Origin of the sequence: Lysobacter sp. Root667 (genome assembly GCF_001427715.1) — a bacterium.
In the GTDB taxonomy this organism is placed as follows: domain Bacteria; phylum Pseudomonadota; class Gammaproteobacteria; order Xanthomonadales; family Xanthomonadaceae; genus Lysobacter.
Map to the genome: position 1 here is coordinate 312,127 of NZ_LMHF01000014.1, position 14,152 is coordinate 326,278.

Sequence of the window (14,152 nt, forward strand, 5' to 3'; positions counted from 1 at the left end):
CGCCCGACCGATGCGCGGTCGAGCAAAGGCTCTAGTGTACCCGCGCCATGGCGACGGACGGTCCGGTACGGTTCACGGCGCTGCGCCGCCCGTCCCGGTGTCGATCAGCAGCGCCTGGCCGGGCTTGAGCACCGCTTCGGCGCCCAGGCCGTTGCGTTGCAGCAGATCGGAGACGCGGATGCCGTAGCGCTTGGCGATGGTCCAGGCGTTGTCGCCGCGAGCGACGGTGTGGCGGCGCGGTTCAGCGGGGGATGCGGCGATGGCGTTGCCGGCGGCGGGCGGGTTCGCGGCAGGCAGGCTGGTAGCGGGCGTGTTCGCGGCAGACAAATCCGCGGCGGGCGCCGAAGCGGCGCTGGTCGTGCGCGCATCGCCTTCGCCGATCGCGCCGACCGCGGTCGCGGGCACCGCCAGCAGCGGCGCGCGCTTGCCGCCGGCCTGGCCGATGCGGCCGCCGGCGAACACCGGGTTGAAGCGCTGCAGCTGGGCCGGGTCCTGGCCGCTGCGGCGCGCCCAGGCGGCGATGTCGGCGACGTCGTCGGGCACGGTCACCGCCTGCAGTCGCGGCACCGGGCGATCGAGCGCGCGCAGCCATTCCTCGCGGTCGTCGGCCTGCTCCATCAGGCACGACAGCGCATGCAGCTTGCGCACGTAGGCCTGGGTGATGTCGGACAGGCCAGTCAGTTGCTCGGGCTTGGCGTCGCGCGCGGTCTGGCCGCTGCGCTTGAGCGCGCCGAGGATGCGGTATTCGCCGGCGTTGTAGGCCATCACCGCCAGCCGCCAGTCGCCGGCGAACATGCCGTGCAGGGTCTTGAGATAACGCACCGCGGCCTGGGTCGAATCGACCGGCGACAAGCGGCCGTCGTAGCCGTCGCGGATCGGTACGCGGTGGTTGCGCGCGGTGATCGCGATCATCTGCCACAGCCCGGCCGGGCCGGCGGCGCTGCGCGCGCCGGGCTTGTAGCCGCTCTCGACGAAGGGGATCAGCGCGTATTCGGTCGGCAGATGGGCCTCGCGCAAGGCATCGACCACGTAGCCGAACAGCGGCAGGGTGTCGTCGTTGCTGGCGGCCAGACGCTTGGGCGCGGTGGCGAAGTGCTGGCGCCAGCGCGTGCTGACGCCGGCTTCGCAGGTCGGGTCGGCCAGGCCTTCGCGGAAGCGCTGGTAGATCTCGCGGCCGTTGCGGGTCGGGCCGACGATCGCGGCCTGTGCGGGCGCGGCCTGTACGGACGCGGCTTCTGCGGGTGCGGCTTGTCCGGACGCGGCTTTCGCGGGCGTGGCCGCGGCGCTGGCGGTCTGGGTCGGCGCGGGCGCGTCCTGGGCGAGGGCCGGTGCGGTCAGCGCGACCGACAAGGCCAGCGCAGCGCCCAGGCGACGCACGCACGGGGCCCGGCTCATGCCTGGAACCCGTCTTTCCAGCGCCGCAGTTCGGCGAAGGCCTCGACGTCGTCCTCGGGTTCGCGACCCAGGCGCCGGGTCAGCGCCGCGCGCACTTCGGGCTGGGCCACGCGCAGGAAGGGATTGGCCGCGACTTCGTCGGCCAGGATGCTGGGCAGGGTCGGACGTCCGGCGTTGCGCATGGCCTGGGCTTCCTCGATGCGGCGCAGCAGCGCCGGGTTGGACGGTTCCACCGCACGCGCGAAGGCGGCGTTGGACAAGGTGTATTCGTGACCGCAGCAGACCCGGGTGTCGCCGGGCAGGGCGGCCAGGCGCGATAGCGAGCCGTGCATCTGCGCGGGCGTACCCTCGAACAGGCGGCCGCAGCCCAGGCTGAACAAGGTGTCGCCGCTGAACAGCAGGCCGTGCCCGCCCACGTCTTCCAGGTGATAGGCGATGTGGCTGAGGGTGTGGCCCGGCACCGCCAGCACGCGCGCGCTCCAGCCGCCCACGTGCAGGCGCACGCCGTCGCCGACGCGCGCGGTGGCGGCGCCGATGCGGTCGTCGTCGGGGGCGAACACCGGGATCCCCGGCCAGTGGGCGAGGATCGTCTCGACGCCGCCGATATGGTCGTGGTGGTGGTGGGTCAGCAGGATCCCGGTCGGGCGCAGGCCGTGTCCGGCGGCGCCCAGCACCGGTGCGGCGTCGCCCGGGTCGACGATCAGCGCGGATTCGTCGTCGGCCGACAGGGCCCAGATGTAGTTGTCGTTGAGGGCGGGCAGGGCCAGCAATCTCATTCGTTAGAGCTCCTGGGCGGCCGGCGCGCCGTACTCCCGTCGCATGCCGGGCATGCTGAACGGGGACCGCGCCGCCGGGCCTGCGAAGGGACCGCGCTTTCAACGGGATGTTCCGACAGAATGGCGACCATGCCCGCCCTGTCCACCGGCCGTCAACCCGATTCCGCCCTCGCCTGGTTCGGCGGGGTCGCCGGCCAGGGCCTGCTCGACGTCGAGTCCGCCGCGATGGCGCGGGTGGTGGCCGGCTGCCAGGCCATGCCCTGGGCCTGGATCGGCGTCGATGCGACCTCGCCGCCGGGCGGCCCGGACGCGCGCGGCGTGCGCCTGCGCCGGCAGGGGCTGCGCTTCAACGGCGCGTTCCGCAGCGCGCTGCCGCTGCCGCTGGCCAGCGAGGCGCTGGGCGCGGTGCTGCTGCAGCACGTGCTCGACGACGGCATCGACCCGCTGCCGCTGCTGGAGGAGTGCGCACGCATGCTCGCGCCGGGCGGCACCCTGTGGCTGGCGGCGCTCAACCCCTGGAGCCCGTACCGCGCGCGCTGGGCGCGCTCGGGCCTGCACGCCCACGACACCGGCAACTGGCAGTCGATGCTGCGCGGCGCCGGCTTCGCCAGCGAATCGGTCAGCCTGCAATGGCTGGGCCCGGTGTGGCGGCCGGCGCACGGCGCGGTCGGCATCGGCGCGGTCGATCGCCTGCGCGCGGGCATCGCCCTGACCGTGTCCAAGCGCGTGCCCGCGCTGATCCCGCCGGCGCGCCTGCGCAACCTGCGCTGGCAGGCCGGCGGCGCATTGGCCGCGCCGGGTGCGCGCCGTTCGGCGTCGCAGCGGCGATAATGCGCGGCCCTCTTACAGGACCGCAGGCTTTGCACGATCACGCATTGGCGACCGACACCAAAACCGTCGACATCCACACCGACGGCGCCTGCCTCGGCAACCCCGGGCCCGGCGGCTGGGCCGCGCTGTTGCGCTACAAGGGCCGCGAGCGCGAACTGTCCGGCGGCGAGCCGGACACCACCAACAACCGCATGGAGCTGATGGGCGCGATCATGGCGCTGGAAGCGCTGAGCGAGCCCTGCGTGGCGACCCTGCACACCGACTCGCAGTACGTGCGCAAGGGCATCACCGAGTGGATGGGCAACTGGGTGCGGCGCGGCTGGAAGACCGCCGGCGGCGATCCGGTCAAGAACCGCGACCTGTGGGAGCGCCTGCACCAGGCCAACCTGCGCCACAAGGTCGAATGGAAGTGGGTCAAGGGCCATTCCGGCGATCCCGACAACGAGCGCGTCGACGTGCTGGCGCGCACCCAGGCCCAGCGCTACCGCGGCGCCCGCTGAGTTCGGCGACAATCGACCCATGCGCCAAGTCATCCTCGATACCGAAACCACCGGCCTGAGCTGGGAACGCGGCAACCGCGTGGTCGAAATCGGCTGCGTCGAATTCGTCGAACGCCGCCCGACCGGCCGCACCTTCCACACCTACCTCAACCCGCAGCGCGAGTTCGAGCCCGGCGCGCAGGAAGTGACCGGCCTGACCTTGGAGTTCCTCGCCGACAAGCCCAAGTTCGAGGCCATCGTCGACGAGTTCCTGGCCTTCATCGACGGCGCCGAGCTGGTGATCCACAACGCCGCCTTCGACGTCGGCTTCCTCGACAACGAACTAGCCCTGGCCGGGCCCCAGTACGGCAAGCTCACCGACCGCGCCACCGTCGAGGACTCGCTGCTGCTCGCGCGCCAGCGTTTCCCGGGCCAGCGCAATTCGCTGGACGCGCTGTGCCGGCGCCTGGGCGTGGACAACGCCCATCGTCAGCTGCACGGCGCCCTGCTCGACGCCCAGTTGCTGGCCGAGGTCTACATCGGTCTGACCTCGGGCCAGAGCGACCTGGGCTTCGGCCAGGCCGAGGAGGGCGGGCCGCAGGCCGTGGCCGCGTTCGAGATCGACGCCAGCGCGCCGCGGCCGCGGGTCCAGGTCAGCGCCGAGGAATGGGCCGCGCACGAGGCGCGCCTGGAAAAGCTGCGCAAGAAGGCCGGCAAGTGCGTGTGGGACCAGATGGAAGCGCCGGCGGTCGCGTAGGGAGCGGGGTGCGGCGACAACCGCGCCGTCGCCATGCGCCGAATGCCGCGACGATGCGGTTCGCCTTCGGCTCACCACATCCTACGCATCGGGCCAAGTCGGTACGGCCGTAGGGTGCGGTGATAACCGCACCATCGTCATCGGCCAGGTCGCTCAGTGACTGCGAACCAGGATCACCGTGACGTTGTCCGAGCCGCCGCCGTCCAGCGCCGCCGCGACCAGGCTGTCGACGCATTCCTGCGCGCTGCAATCGTTGTGCGCGAGGACCTTGGCGATGCTGCGGTCGTCGACTTCCTCGGTCAGGCCGTCGCTGCACAGCAGCAACTGCATGCCGGGACGGAGTTCGCCGGTCATGGTCTCGACGTTCAGGTTGCGCGGGTCGGTCACGCCCAAAGCCTGGGTCACCACGTTGCGGTGCGGATGGCTGCGCGCCTGCTCGTGGGTGATGGCGCCGTTGGCGATCAGTTCCTGGACGTAGCTGTGGTCCTGCGAGAGCTGGGCCAGTTGGCCGTCGCGCCACAGATAGACCCGGCTGTCGCCGACCCAGGCCACTTCGAAGCGATTGCCGTTGACCCGCGCGGCGACCACGGTCGTGCCCATGGGCAGGGCATCGTTGCGCCGGCGCGAGGTGCGGATGATCTCCTCGTCGGCGATGCGGATGGCCTGGGCTAGCGGCGTGCCGTCGCGGACCTCGCGCACGATCGCCTCGCGCGCCAGCGCGCTGGCGACCTCGCCGTACTCGTGGCCGCCCATACCGTCGGCGACCAGCCACAGTCCCAGTTCGCTGTCACCGTAATAGGTGTCTTCGTTGAGCTCGCGGCGCAGGCCGACATGCGTCAGGTGTCCGAATTCGATCATGAGTCGATCATGCCGGTCGCGTAGTCGGGGGCTCTTCGGTAGGTAAACGGAATCATCGGGGCGTAGCGGCCGTGCAGCAAGCCAGGCCGCATCCCCTGCCGACCATGACCCGTGTTGCAGTAACGAAACATGACCGGGGCCGCGCATCATCGCGTAAAAACCATGCCTTGCGACACGGTTTGGCGCTAATCCGAGCAAGTTCCGCCATGTTCCGGCGCCCTCGACCGAGGCCGCGAGCAACAAAAAAGCGGGCCCGAACGGGCCCGCTTTGCGCAATCTGGCGGAGAGGGAGGGATTCGAACCCTCGGTACGCTATAAACGTACGCCTGATTTCGAGTCAGGTACATTCAACCACTCTGCCACCTCTCCGGGTGCAGCGAACCGAGAATGATACGGATCGCGAAGCCTTCCGACAAGGCATGCGCGTGCCCGCTACACTGTGGCCCCCTGAACGAAACGCTGCCATGTCCGAAATCCTGGTTCCGGTGTCCTTCGGCGAGCTGCTCGACAAGATCGCCATCCTGCAGATCAAGTCCGAGCGCATGAGCGATCCGGCCAAGCTGGCCAACGTCCGCAACGAATTGTCGGCGCTGGAGCAGACCTGGATGGCCCATCCCGCCGCCGGCCACGACATCGTCCGCCTTCGCGCCGAGCTCAAGGCCGTCAACGAACGCCTGTGGGTGATCGAGGACGACATCCGCATCAAGGAGAAGGCCCAGGCCTTCGACGACGAGTTCGTGCGCCTGGCGCGCAGCGTCTATTTCGAGAACGACGAACGCGCCCGGATCAAGAAGGACATCAACCTCGCCCTGGGCTCCAGCTACGTCGAGGAAAAGTCCTACCAGGACTACCGCAGCGGCGCCGCGGCGCCCTGAGCCGGTACGGCGCATGCCGGCCTCCCGGAACGGCGGCACCTCCGGGCCACGCGCCGCCGGTGCCTGGCTGTACGACGATCTGCTGGCCTGGCTATGCCCGGGCGGCCTGCTGCTGACCGCCTTGGCGCTGCGTTACCCGGACCCCCTGCGGATGCTGCGCGCGCAAGCGCCGGAACTGACCCTGCCCACCTGGTTTGCCGGGGCCTACGTGCTGGGCCTGGCCTTGAGCCCGCTCGGGCGCCTGGTCTACGCCTTCGCCCAGGCCATCGTCTGGCCGCGGCTGCGTCAGGCCTGGGCACCGGCGATCGCGTTCCTGGCCCAGCGCCTGCAGCGTGACGAAGGTCTGAACCTGCCCGACGCCGCGCATATGTCGACCGCGGTGTTCCACGACGTCGACCGGCGCATGCGTGAATATCTGGAGGCGGTCGATCCGTCCTCGCGGCCGGCGTTGAACCGCATGAAGGTGCTGTGCAGCCTGGCCTGCAATGCCGCCGCCGCGACCCTGGTGTTCGTCGCGGTCGACGCCGCGCTCGGCGGCTACCGTTACTGGAGCAACGCCCAGGTCGGCATCGCCGCGCTCGCGATCGCCTTGGCCCTGATCGCGGCCGTGTACCGCGAACGCCGGCGTCAGCGCACCCAGTTGTCGATCTGGCGACGGCTGCAGGTCGGCGCCCACGGCTGATCGCCGCCGTTCGGTTGCGCCCACACAGCCACTTCGGATTGGACCGCAGCGCCAGCCGGCCCGGCATTCCGCCGCTTGCTTCGCTCCCGCCGCCGCATCGGCGCCACCCAGAGTGCCCCGGCGAGCGCGAGTCTCGTCAGCCTGTCCGCCTCCGGTAGCGGCCGCCGCCGTCCCCGCCGCGCGAGCCTGTGACGGCGGGCTGGCGCCGCCATGCCGGCCAGCCAGATTGGCCTGCGCGCGGAACCGCTGCGCATTTTTCGCTGGGGGCTGTCGCTAGGGTGGCCGCGCTCCGCACCGGCCCGCGCCCCACGCGCGCGCCGGGCGGCGCGCCAGCGGGCGGCTCCGGTGGCGTTTCGCTGCAGGACGCAGCCCGATCGATCAATGGATGGACGAATCAAGGAGCAACAACGTGAAAAAGGAACACGTGATAGGGACGATATGGATGGCGGTGCTGCTGGCCGTTTCGCCGCTGGCGATGGCCGACGGGTCCGAGGAGGAAACCCCCAAGGAGGAGCAGGACTTCAAGCGCAACGAACCGCCGGTGCCCGAGGCGGTGAAGGCGCATCTGGCCTACATCGAGGACCTGGACCGGCGCTATCCGGACACCTCCAAGGTCGATCCCGACCGCTTCATGGCCGAAGAGGGCGAGAAGGCCGCGCTGATCTACTGCCGCGCGCTGGGCTTCGACGGCCCCTGCGAACCGGACAAGAGCGGCCAGTCGATACTCGGCCGCGCCGGCTTCGTCGCCCTCGACGAGGAGCGCGCCGCCGCCATGGTCGGCCGCTACGGCTGGTTCGACTGGCTGTTCAACCTGCTGTACAGCGTCGGGGTGATCCCAGACAAGGCCTCGTGCCCGTCGCCGCACGTGCTGGTGCAGATGCACATGGACGATGAGGACCGCCGCAACGCCAACTCGCGCTGGGGCTGGATCGGAGCGACCGTCTCCACCAGCAACACCACCTGGCGTTTCTGCCGCCTGAGCTGGAACGCCTCGTTCGCGTTCCACCCGCTGGTGAACGGAGGCAACCAGTACGACTACGCGGTGCAGAACCTGGGCATGTTCTGCCCGCCGGGTTCGCGTCGCGTGCTGCGCCGCCACGACAACGAGGATTGGGCGAACGCCAACTGGTCCAGCGGCGGCGTGTTCCCCAGCTTCAACCTGGGCGGCAACTGGTGGACTTACACCTGCCAGTTCGACGGCGGCACGCCGGCGCCGCTGATGTCCTCGTTCCCGACGCTGGGCTTCGCCTACGGTGTGTTCTCGCCGACCAACCTGCCGTGGCCGTATGCGCTGGCCAACGGCTACGTCTACCAGGACGACGAGGATTTCCTCAATCTCAACTTCTGGATCGGCTCGCCCGACGCGGTGATGGGCGGCGGCGGCAACACCTGGCGCGGTCTGTCGCGCGTCAAGTAATCGTTACGTATCCAGCAAGCCCTGCTTCAAGCCCCTCTCCCGCTCGCGGGAGAGGGGTTGGGGCGAGGGCCGATGCCAGCGTCGGGCCGCGCTTCGCGCCTGCTCCGACACAGCGCGACTCATCGCGTCGCCGCCATTCCGGCGACCGCCCCCGTCGATTCCGCATGCCCCTCGGCGAGGCCATGCGGCGCATGCGCCGAGTCGGTCGCCTGCAGTATGTTGACGCCCCTGGGGTAATGCCGGCGCTGCCAGAGAGCCGGCATCATCGTGTACGGATCGCACAGGGGAGATCGCTACGGCCATGATCAGCGTTTACGAGTTGCGAGTGGGGAACCGATTCAAGGCGACACCGTGCGGGGCGTTTCCCGAAGGCGGCGAGATCGCGCTCGAACTGTCCCACATCGAGCGATTCGCCAGAGACGGCCAGGACATCACCCACTACCTGTCCGGCATCGAGCTGACGAAAGAACGGCTCACCCAAATGGGCTTCGTCTTTTCGTTCGGCTACCAAGGCTCGATCCAGTTCGCCTTCGCCATCCTGAACCATTTCATCCTGGTGCGCGGCAACGACCATCCACCGTGGTACGTCGCCACGGACCACGCCTATACCGGCGCGCGCGGCGGCGGCCAGGGCATGGTCTATGTCCATCAGGTGCAAGACGCCTACTGCTCGCTCCTGGGCCAGCCGCTGCCGCTGGCGCCCTAGAGGCCGCTGCCGCGGTTTCGCTTGGGCTGCGCCGAGCGGACCGGAGCGTACTGGCCAAGGCTGCGCGGTACGCCGCTGTCAGGCCTAGGAATGATCGGCGACGTAGCGCTCGAACGCCGCGATCCCGTCCTCGACCGAGATCAGGTCCATGACCCCGTCGTGTTCGATCTTGCTGCCCCACTTGAGTTCGCTGGCCGGCTTGCCCAGGTACTTGCGGGCGGCGTCGTCGTAGCGGTCGGCGCAGTAGCGGCGGTCGCTGTAGGGGCCGCTGCGGGCCGGGTTGCTGGCCGCGTGCAGGCCCAGCACCCGGGTGCCCATGGCGTTGGCGATGTGCATCGGCCCGGAGTCGGGCGTCATCAGCAGTTGGCCGCGCGCGAGCAGGGCCGGCAGTTGCTTGAGCGTGTCCTTGCCGACCAGGTCCAGCGCCGGCGCGGACATCGCGGCCAGGATTTCGTCGGCGGTGCGGCGTTCCAGCTCGCTGCGGCCACCGCACAGCACCACCCTCCAGCCGCGCGCGGCGGCGTGGTCGGCGACCGCGGCGTAGCGTTCGCTGCGCCAATTGCGCAGGGCATGGCTGGAACAGGGCGAGATCAGCAGGGTCGGCCTGCCGTCGTCCGGCCATTGCGCGCGCGCCCACTCGTAGGCCTCCGCCGGCACCGGCAGGTCCCAGCGCACCTGGGTCTGGCGCAGGCCCAGCGGCTCGCAGAAGCTGCCGATCGCGTCCAGCACGTGGATGCCGGGGCGGTCGGGGATGCGCTCGTTGACGAACAGGCCGTGCAGATCCTTGGCGCGCGAACGGTCGTAGCCGATCCGGCGCCGCGCCGGCACGAAGGCCGAAAGCAGGTTCGCCCGCGCAGCCACCTGCATCTGCAGCAGGGCGTCGTAGCGGCGCTGTTCGCCCAGCCGGGCGCGCAGTTCGCGACCCAGCGCACGCATCCCGGCCCAGCCGGTCTTCTTGTCGTACTCGACGAAGCTCACGCCTTCCAGGCCTTCCAGCAGGCGCCGTTCGCCCTTGCCGATCACCCAGGTCAGCGCCACCTGCGGCCAGGCTTCGCGCAGGGTGCGCACCAGGGGGACCACATGGGTCACGTCGCCCAGGGCGGAAAGCCGCAGCAGGCAGATCGAGCGGGGTGCGTTGTTCACGTGACTTGTTAGACTCCGGCGGATGACGGGCTACGACGCCGCCGAAGGATTGACGCCGTTCCGCGACGACAGCGGCTACGGCGCGATTCTGTTCGACCGCACCCGGGTGCGGCAAGCGAGCCCCGAATGGTTCTCGCCTGCCTTCTGGGGCGAACGCGCGCGTCCGGTCGACAGCGGCGGCCGCGGCGGTGCCTGGTTCGTCGATGCGCCGTTCGGGCCGACCGTGCTGCGGCGCTATCTGCGCGGCGGCCTGGTCGCGCGCTTCAACCGCGACCGCTACTGGTGGCGCGGCGCCAACGAGACCCGCAGCTTCGCCGAATTCCGCCTGACCCGCGCGGTCGCCGAGAAGGGCCTGCCGGTGCCGCGTCCGATCGCCGCCTATTACCGCCGCGACGGCTTCTACTACTACGCCGCGATCTTGCTGGAGCGCCTCAACGACGTGCGCTCGCTGGCCGACCGCGCCGCGGTCGCCGGCGACGGCGCGCCCTGGGAAGAAGCCGGGCGCCTGATCGCGCGCTGCCACCGGGTCGGTCTGGATCACGCCGACCTCAACGCCCACAACCTGCTGTTCGACCCGACCGGGCGCGGCTGGGTGATCGATCTGGATCGCGGCCACCTGCACATCCCCGCCACCGGCTGGCGCGAGCGCAACCTCGCCCGGCTCAAGCGCTCGCTGCTGAAACTGCGCGGCGCGCGCTCGGTCGAGGACATCGAACGCGACTACGGCCGCCTGCGCACCGCCTACGACCGCGCCTGGGACAAGGGATACTGATGACCTGGCATCTGCGCCTGCACGGCGTCGGCAACGCCTCGGCGGTCGAGCTGGGTTCGGCGATGGCGACCATCGAGCGCGACGGCACGCCCTGGCTGACCATCGACTGCGGCGGCGAGGGCCTGACCGCCTACCTCGATCATTACGGCGAGGCGCCGCGCGCGCTGTTCCTCACCCACACCCATCTCGATCACGTCGCCGGTTTCGAGCGCCTGTTCGTCTCGACCTATTTCGACCCCGAACGCCGCGGCCGGGTGAAGCTGTACGTGCCCGCGCCGGTGGTGCCGCTGCTGCACCAGCGGGTGGGCGACTACCCCAATGCCCTGGCCGAGGGCGGGGTCAACTTCTGGGACGCGTTCCAGGTGATCCCGGTCGGCGCCGCGTTCTGGCACCGGGGCGTGCGCCTGGAGGCGTTCGCCACCCGCCATCATTGGCCCGATACCGCCTTCGGTCTGCGCCTGCGCGGCAGCGTGGTCTGGACCGGCGACACCCGGCCGATCCCGGAAGCCCTGGCCAAATACGCCGACGCCGGCGAACTGATCGCCCACGACTGCGCCCTGCACGGCAACCCCTCGCACAGCGGCATCGAGGACCTGGAGCGCGAATACCCGCGCGAACTGCTCGCCCGCTGCCTGCTCTACCACTACGCCAGCGCCGGCGAGGGCGACACCCTGGCCGCACGGGGGTATCGTGTGGGCAGACCGGGCGAATGCGTCGCCCTGGCCGAGTCCAGCGCAGAACAGGTGCCGCCGCCGTGAGCGCGTTGCCGGATCCGAAACAGACGCCGTTGCCGCAAGACGCCTACGGGCGTCCGCTGCGCGACCTGCGTCTGTCGGTGATCGAGGCCTGCAATTTCCGTTGCCCGTACTGCATGCCGGCCGAGCGCGTGCCCGACGATTACGGCCTGGACGCGGCCTCGCGCCTGAGCTTCGACGAGATCGAGACCCTGGTGCGCGGCTTCGTGCGCGTGGGCGTGCGCAAGCTGCGCCTGACCGGCGGCGAGCCGCTGCTGCGCAAGCGCCTGCCCGAGCTGATCGCGCGATTGGCAGCGATCGAAGGGCTCGACGACCTCGCCCTGACCACCAACGGTTCGCTGCTCGCGCGCCAGGCGCGCGCGCTGCGCGAGGCCGGGCTGCGCCGGCTCACGGTGAGCCTGGATGCGCTCGACCCCGAATTGTTCAAGCGCCTGTCCGGCGGTCGCGGCGACGTCGCTGAGGTGCTGGCCGGCATCGATGCCGCGCGCGATGCCGGCTTCGAGTCGATCAAGCTCAATTGCGTGGTCCAGCGCGGCGTCAACGACGACCAGGTGCTGCCGCTGGCCGAGCGTTTCCGCGGCAGCGGCCACGTGCTGCGCTACATCGAATACATGGACGTGGGCACCTGCAACGGCTGGGACGCCGCGCGCGTGGTGCCCTCGGCCGAGCTGCGTGACCGCCTGCACCGGCGCTGGCCGCTGCGCGCCCTGGACGCGCACTACCGCGGCGAAGTCGCCGCGCGTTACGCCTACGCCGACGGCGCCGGCGAAATCGGCTTCGTGTCCTCGATCAGCGCGCCGTTCTGCGGCGACTGCCACCGTTCGCGGGTGTCCGCCGACGGCCGCCTCTACACCTGCCTGTTCGCCGCCGACGGCGTCGACCTGAGGCCGACCCTGGCGCAGGGCGAGTTCGACCTGGCCGACCGCGTCGCCGCGCTGTGGTCGCGCCGCGCCGACCGCTACAGCGAACTGCGCGCCGCCGACGCGCCGCGTCCAAGCCGGCACGTGGAGATGTTCCTCGTCGGCGGTTGAGCGTCGCGGCGTATCATGCCGCCAGGTGGCTGCACTCTGCGCCGATGTACGTCCTTCCCCGCTGCGCGACGTTTGCGTCCTGCCGGAGCCCGATTCTTTGAAAGCCTCCAAAGCCAAGCCGGTCAAGGCGCGCCCCGCGCTGACCCACCTCGACCCCGACGGCCGGCCGAGCATGGTCGACGTTTCGGCCAAGGCCGCGACCGCGCGCGAGGCGCGCGCCGAGTGCCGGGTGCGGTTTCCGGCGGCGGTCGCCACGCAGTTGCGCGCCAGCGGTTTGCGCAGCGCCAAGGGCGGCATCGTCGATACCGCGATCGTGGCCGGCACCATGGCGGTCAAGCGCACCGCCGAACTGATTCCGTTCTGCCATCCGCTGCCGATCGACGGCTGCCGGATCGCGATCGACTGGTTCGACGAGAACTCGCTGCGGATCGACTGCTCGGTGCGCACCACTCACCGCACCGGCGTCGAGATGGAAGCGCTGACCGGCGCGACCGTCGCGGCGCTGACCGTCTACGACATGTGCAAGGCGCTGTCGCACCGGATCGTGCTGGGGCCGGCGAAGCTGGTCGCCAAATCGGGCGGCAAGCGCGATTTCGGGAGCGCGGCATGAACCGCCTCACCGTGCTGTACTTCGCCAGCCTGCGCGACGCCGCCGGCCGCGCCGACGAGGCCGTGGACACCGATGCCGCCGATCTGCTTGCGCTGTACGACGGCCTGCGCGAGCGTTACGGCTTCGCCCTGCCGGCCGAGCGCCTGCGGGTCGCGGTCGACGGCGCGTTCGCGCGCTGGGACGACGCGCCGCTCGCCGGCAGCGAGGTCGCCTTCATCCCGCCGGTGTCGGGAGGCTGAGATGATGCGCTTCCGTTTGTCCGAAACCGCCTTCGATCCGGCCGCCACGCGCGAATGGATGATGCGCGACGAAGCCGGCGCCTACGCCAGTTTCGAAGGCTGGGTCCGCGATCACCACGCCGGACGAGCGGTGGCCGGCCTGCGCTACGAAAGCTATGCGCTGCTGGCCGAGCGCGAAGGCGAGAAGATCGTCGCCGAGGCGCTGCAGAATTTCGCCATCGTCGAGGCGCGTTGCGTGCACCGGGTCGGCGAACTCGGGGTCGGCGAACTCGCGGTCTGGGTCGGGGTCAGCGCGGCGCACCGCGATGCGGCGTTCGCCGCCTGCCGCTACATCATCGACGAGACCAAGTCGCGGGTGCCGATTTGGAAGCACGAGCGCTATGTCGAAGGCGATGCGGGCTGGCTGCATCCGGAACCGCCGGGGGCGCAGGGGTAGGGGGTCGCCGCGGTCTTCGGTTGCGGTCGCGCCGTAGCTGCGGCGACGCGGTCGCGGCTTGCGCCGCTCCTACCCCAAAGCCTGGGATTGGGTTCATTGCGAAGAGGGTGTGCGAAGCGACTGCGATGGCTGGCGGCTTCCCTGGCCCTGACTGCGACCTTGCTCGCGGGGCAGGACCGGCCCGGACGGGCGGGGCGGCGCCATAAAGGCGGCGGCCCCGCCGGCTGACCTCGGCGCCCGCGTCAGTCGATACCGTTGCTGCCTTCCGGCCCTGGCGGGATTTTCGACCTAGCGTCGCGAGGGGCCGACGGGGCCGCCATAGGACGTGCGCATCTTGCGCATGACGTGCTGCGGACTGCGGCAGCACGATGTGGATCTGGACACTGCGGA

Annotated in this window: 17 protein-coding genes, 1 tRNA gene and 1 other RNA gene; 13 read left to right on the top strand and 6 right to left on the bottom strand. The window is 70.5% G+C overall.

What is annotated here, in order from left to right:
• Nucleotides 1-72: 72 nt before the first annotated feature.
• Both ASD78_RS16900 and gloB read right to left on the bottom strand, forming a co-directional pair.
• On the bottom strand, nucleotides 73-1,395 hold the full coding sequence (locus ASD78_RS16900; RefSeq protein WP_056103547.1) for a lytic transglycosylase domain-containing protein: 1,323 nt from the start codon (nucleotides 1,393-1,395) through the stop codon (nucleotides 73-75).
• Nucleotides 1,392-2,171 (bottom strand): hydroxyacylglutathione hydrolase, encoded by a 780-nt coding sequence (gloB, locus tag ASD78_RS16905; RefSeq protein ID WP_055909610.1) that lies wholly within the window; start codon nucleotides 2,169-2,171, stop codon nucleotides 1,392-1,394. Before gloB ends, ASD78_RS16900 begins: the two co-directional genes overlap by 4 nt.
• 129 nt (nucleotides 2,172-2,300) lie before the next feature.
• On the opposite strand from gloB, the gene ASD78_RS16910 reads away from it, so the two are divergent.
• From ASD78_RS16910 to dnaQ, 3 genes are read left to right on the top strand one after another with little or no spacing between them, the layout of a single operon-like run.
• Complete coding sequence (locus tag ASD78_RS16910) at nucleotides 2,301-3,002, top strand: methyltransferase domain-containing protein (RefSeq protein WP_156087841.1); 702 nt, start codon at nucleotides 2,301-2,303, stop codon at nucleotides 3,000-3,002.
• A gap of 44 nt (nucleotides 3,003-3,046) precedes the next feature.
• Nucleotides 3,047-3,502: a ribonuclease HI gene (rnhA, locus tag ASD78_RS16915; RefSeq protein ID WP_235565913.1), complete on the top strand. Its 456-nt coding sequence runs from the start codon at nucleotides 3,047-3,049 to the stop codon at nucleotides 3,500-3,502.
• 19 nt (nucleotides 3,503-3,521) lie between these two features.
• Entirely contained in the window at nucleotides 3,522-4,238 is a 717-nt protein-coding gene (gene dnaQ, locus ASD78_RS16920; protein ID WP_055909618.1) for a DNA polymerase III subunit epsilon, read from the top strand.
• Between the two features lie 153 nt (nucleotides 4,239-4,391).
• On the opposite strand, the gene ASD78_RS16925 is transcribed toward dnaQ, so the two are convergent.
• Together ASD78_RS16925 and ASD78_RS16930 are read right to left on the bottom strand one after the other, a co-directional pair.
• On the bottom strand, nucleotides 4,392-5,096 hold the full coding sequence (locus ASD78_RS16925; RefSeq protein WP_055909620.1) for a PP2C family serine/threonine-protein phosphatase: 705 nt from the start codon (nucleotides 5,094-5,096) through the stop codon (nucleotides 4,392-4,394).
• A 278-nt stretch (nucleotides 5,097-5,374) separates the two neighbouring features.
• Nucleotides 5,375-5,465, bottom strand: a tRNA-Ser gene (locus tag ASD78_RS16930).
• A gap of 95 nt (nucleotides 5,466-5,560) precedes the next feature.
• On the opposite strand from ASD78_RS16930, the gene ASD78_RS16935 reads away from it, so the two are divergent.
• From ASD78_RS16935 to ASD78_RS16950, 4 genes are all read left to right on the top strand, one after another.
• Complete coding sequence (locus ASD78_RS16935; protein ID WP_055909623.1) at nucleotides 5,561-5,971, top strand: DUF6165 family protein; 411 nt, start codon at nucleotides 5,561-5,563, stop codon at nucleotides 5,969-5,971.
• Nucleotides 5,972-5,984: 13 nt separating this feature from the next.
• Nucleotides 5,985-6,653: a hypothetical protein gene (locus ASD78_RS20920; RefSeq protein ID WP_056103554.1), complete on the top strand. Its 669-nt coding sequence runs from the start codon at nucleotides 5,985-5,987 to the stop codon at nucleotides 6,651-6,653.
• Nucleotides 6,654-7,062: 409 nt separating this feature from the next.
• Entirely contained in the window at nucleotides 7,063-8,070 is a 1,008-nt protein-coding gene (locus ASD78_RS16945) for a hypothetical protein (protein WP_156087842.1), read from the top strand.
• A gap of 301 nt (nucleotides 8,071-8,371) precedes the next feature.
• Nucleotides 8,372-8,776, top strand: coding sequence for a hypothetical protein (locus tag ASD78_RS16950; protein ID WP_056103562.1), 405 nt, complete (start codon nucleotides 8,372-8,374; stop codon nucleotides 8,774-8,776).
• An 84-nt stretch (nucleotides 8,777-8,860) separates the two neighbouring features.
• On the opposite strand, the gene ASD78_RS16955 is transcribed toward ASD78_RS16950, so the two are convergent.
• Nucleotides 8,861-9,919: a glycosyltransferase family 9 protein gene (locus ASD78_RS16955; RefSeq protein WP_056103565.1), complete on the bottom strand. Its 1,059-nt coding sequence runs from the start codon at nucleotides 9,917-9,919 to the stop codon at nucleotides 8,861-8,863.
• 22 nt (nucleotides 9,920-9,941) lie between these two features.
• Between ASD78_RS16955 and ASD78_RS16960 the strand changes: the two genes are divergently transcribed.
• From ASD78_RS16960 to ASD78_RS16985, 6 genes are all read left to right on the top strand, one after another.
• On the top strand, nucleotides 9,942-10,691 hold the full coding sequence (locus ASD78_RS16960) for a 3-deoxy-D-manno-octulosonic acid kinase (protein WP_055909639.1): 750 nt from the start codon (nucleotides 9,942-9,944) through the stop codon (nucleotides 10,689-10,691).
• Nucleotides 10,691-11,449, top strand: a complete 759-nt coding sequence (locus tag ASD78_RS16965; RefSeq protein ID WP_056103569.1) for an MBL fold metallo-hydrolase — start codon at nucleotides 10,691-10,693, stop codon at nucleotides 11,447-11,449. The genes ASD78_RS16960 and ASD78_RS16965 overlap by 1 nt, the downstream gene beginning before the upstream one ends.
• The gene (gene moaA / locus ASD78_RS16970; RefSeq protein ID WP_235566524.1) at nucleotides 11,446-12,477 is read left to right on the top strand and encodes a GTP 3',8-cyclase MoaA; all 1,032 of its coding nucleotides are present in this window, start codon (nucleotides 11,446-11,448) and stop codon (nucleotides 12,475-12,477) included. Before ASD78_RS16965 ends, moaA begins: the two co-directional genes overlap by 4 nt.
• Nucleotides 12,478-12,574: 97 nt before the next feature.
• Nucleotides 12,575-13,087 carry a cyclic pyranopterin monophosphate synthase MoaC gene (gene moaC / locus ASD78_RS16975; RefSeq protein WP_056103575.1) on the top strand — a complete coding sequence of 171 codons (513 nt, stop codon included), beginning with the start codon at nucleotides 12,575-12,577 and terminating at the stop codon, nucleotides 13,085-13,087.
• A complete protein-coding gene (locus tag ASD78_RS16980) occupies nucleotides 13,084-13,326 on the top strand; it encodes a MoaD/ThiS family protein (RefSeq protein ID WP_056103576.1) in 243 nt (80 codons plus the stop codon). The genes moaC and ASD78_RS16980 overlap by 4 nt, the downstream gene beginning before the upstream one ends.
• A gap of 1 nt (nucleotide 13,327) precedes the next feature.
• Nucleotides 13,328-13,762 (top strand): molybdenum cofactor biosynthesis protein MoaE, encoded by a 435-nt coding sequence (locus ASD78_RS16985; RefSeq protein ID WP_055909653.1) that lies wholly within the window; start codon nucleotides 13,328-13,330, stop codon nucleotides 13,760-13,762.
• Between the two features lie 214 nt (nucleotides 13,763-13,976).
• On the opposite strand, the gene ffs is transcribed toward ASD78_RS16985, so the two are convergent.
• Nucleotides 13,977-14,073: signal recognition particle sRNA small type (gene ffs / locus ASD78_RS20240), an RNA gene on the bottom strand.
• Between the last annotated feature and the right edge of the window lie 79 nt (nucleotides 14,074-14,152).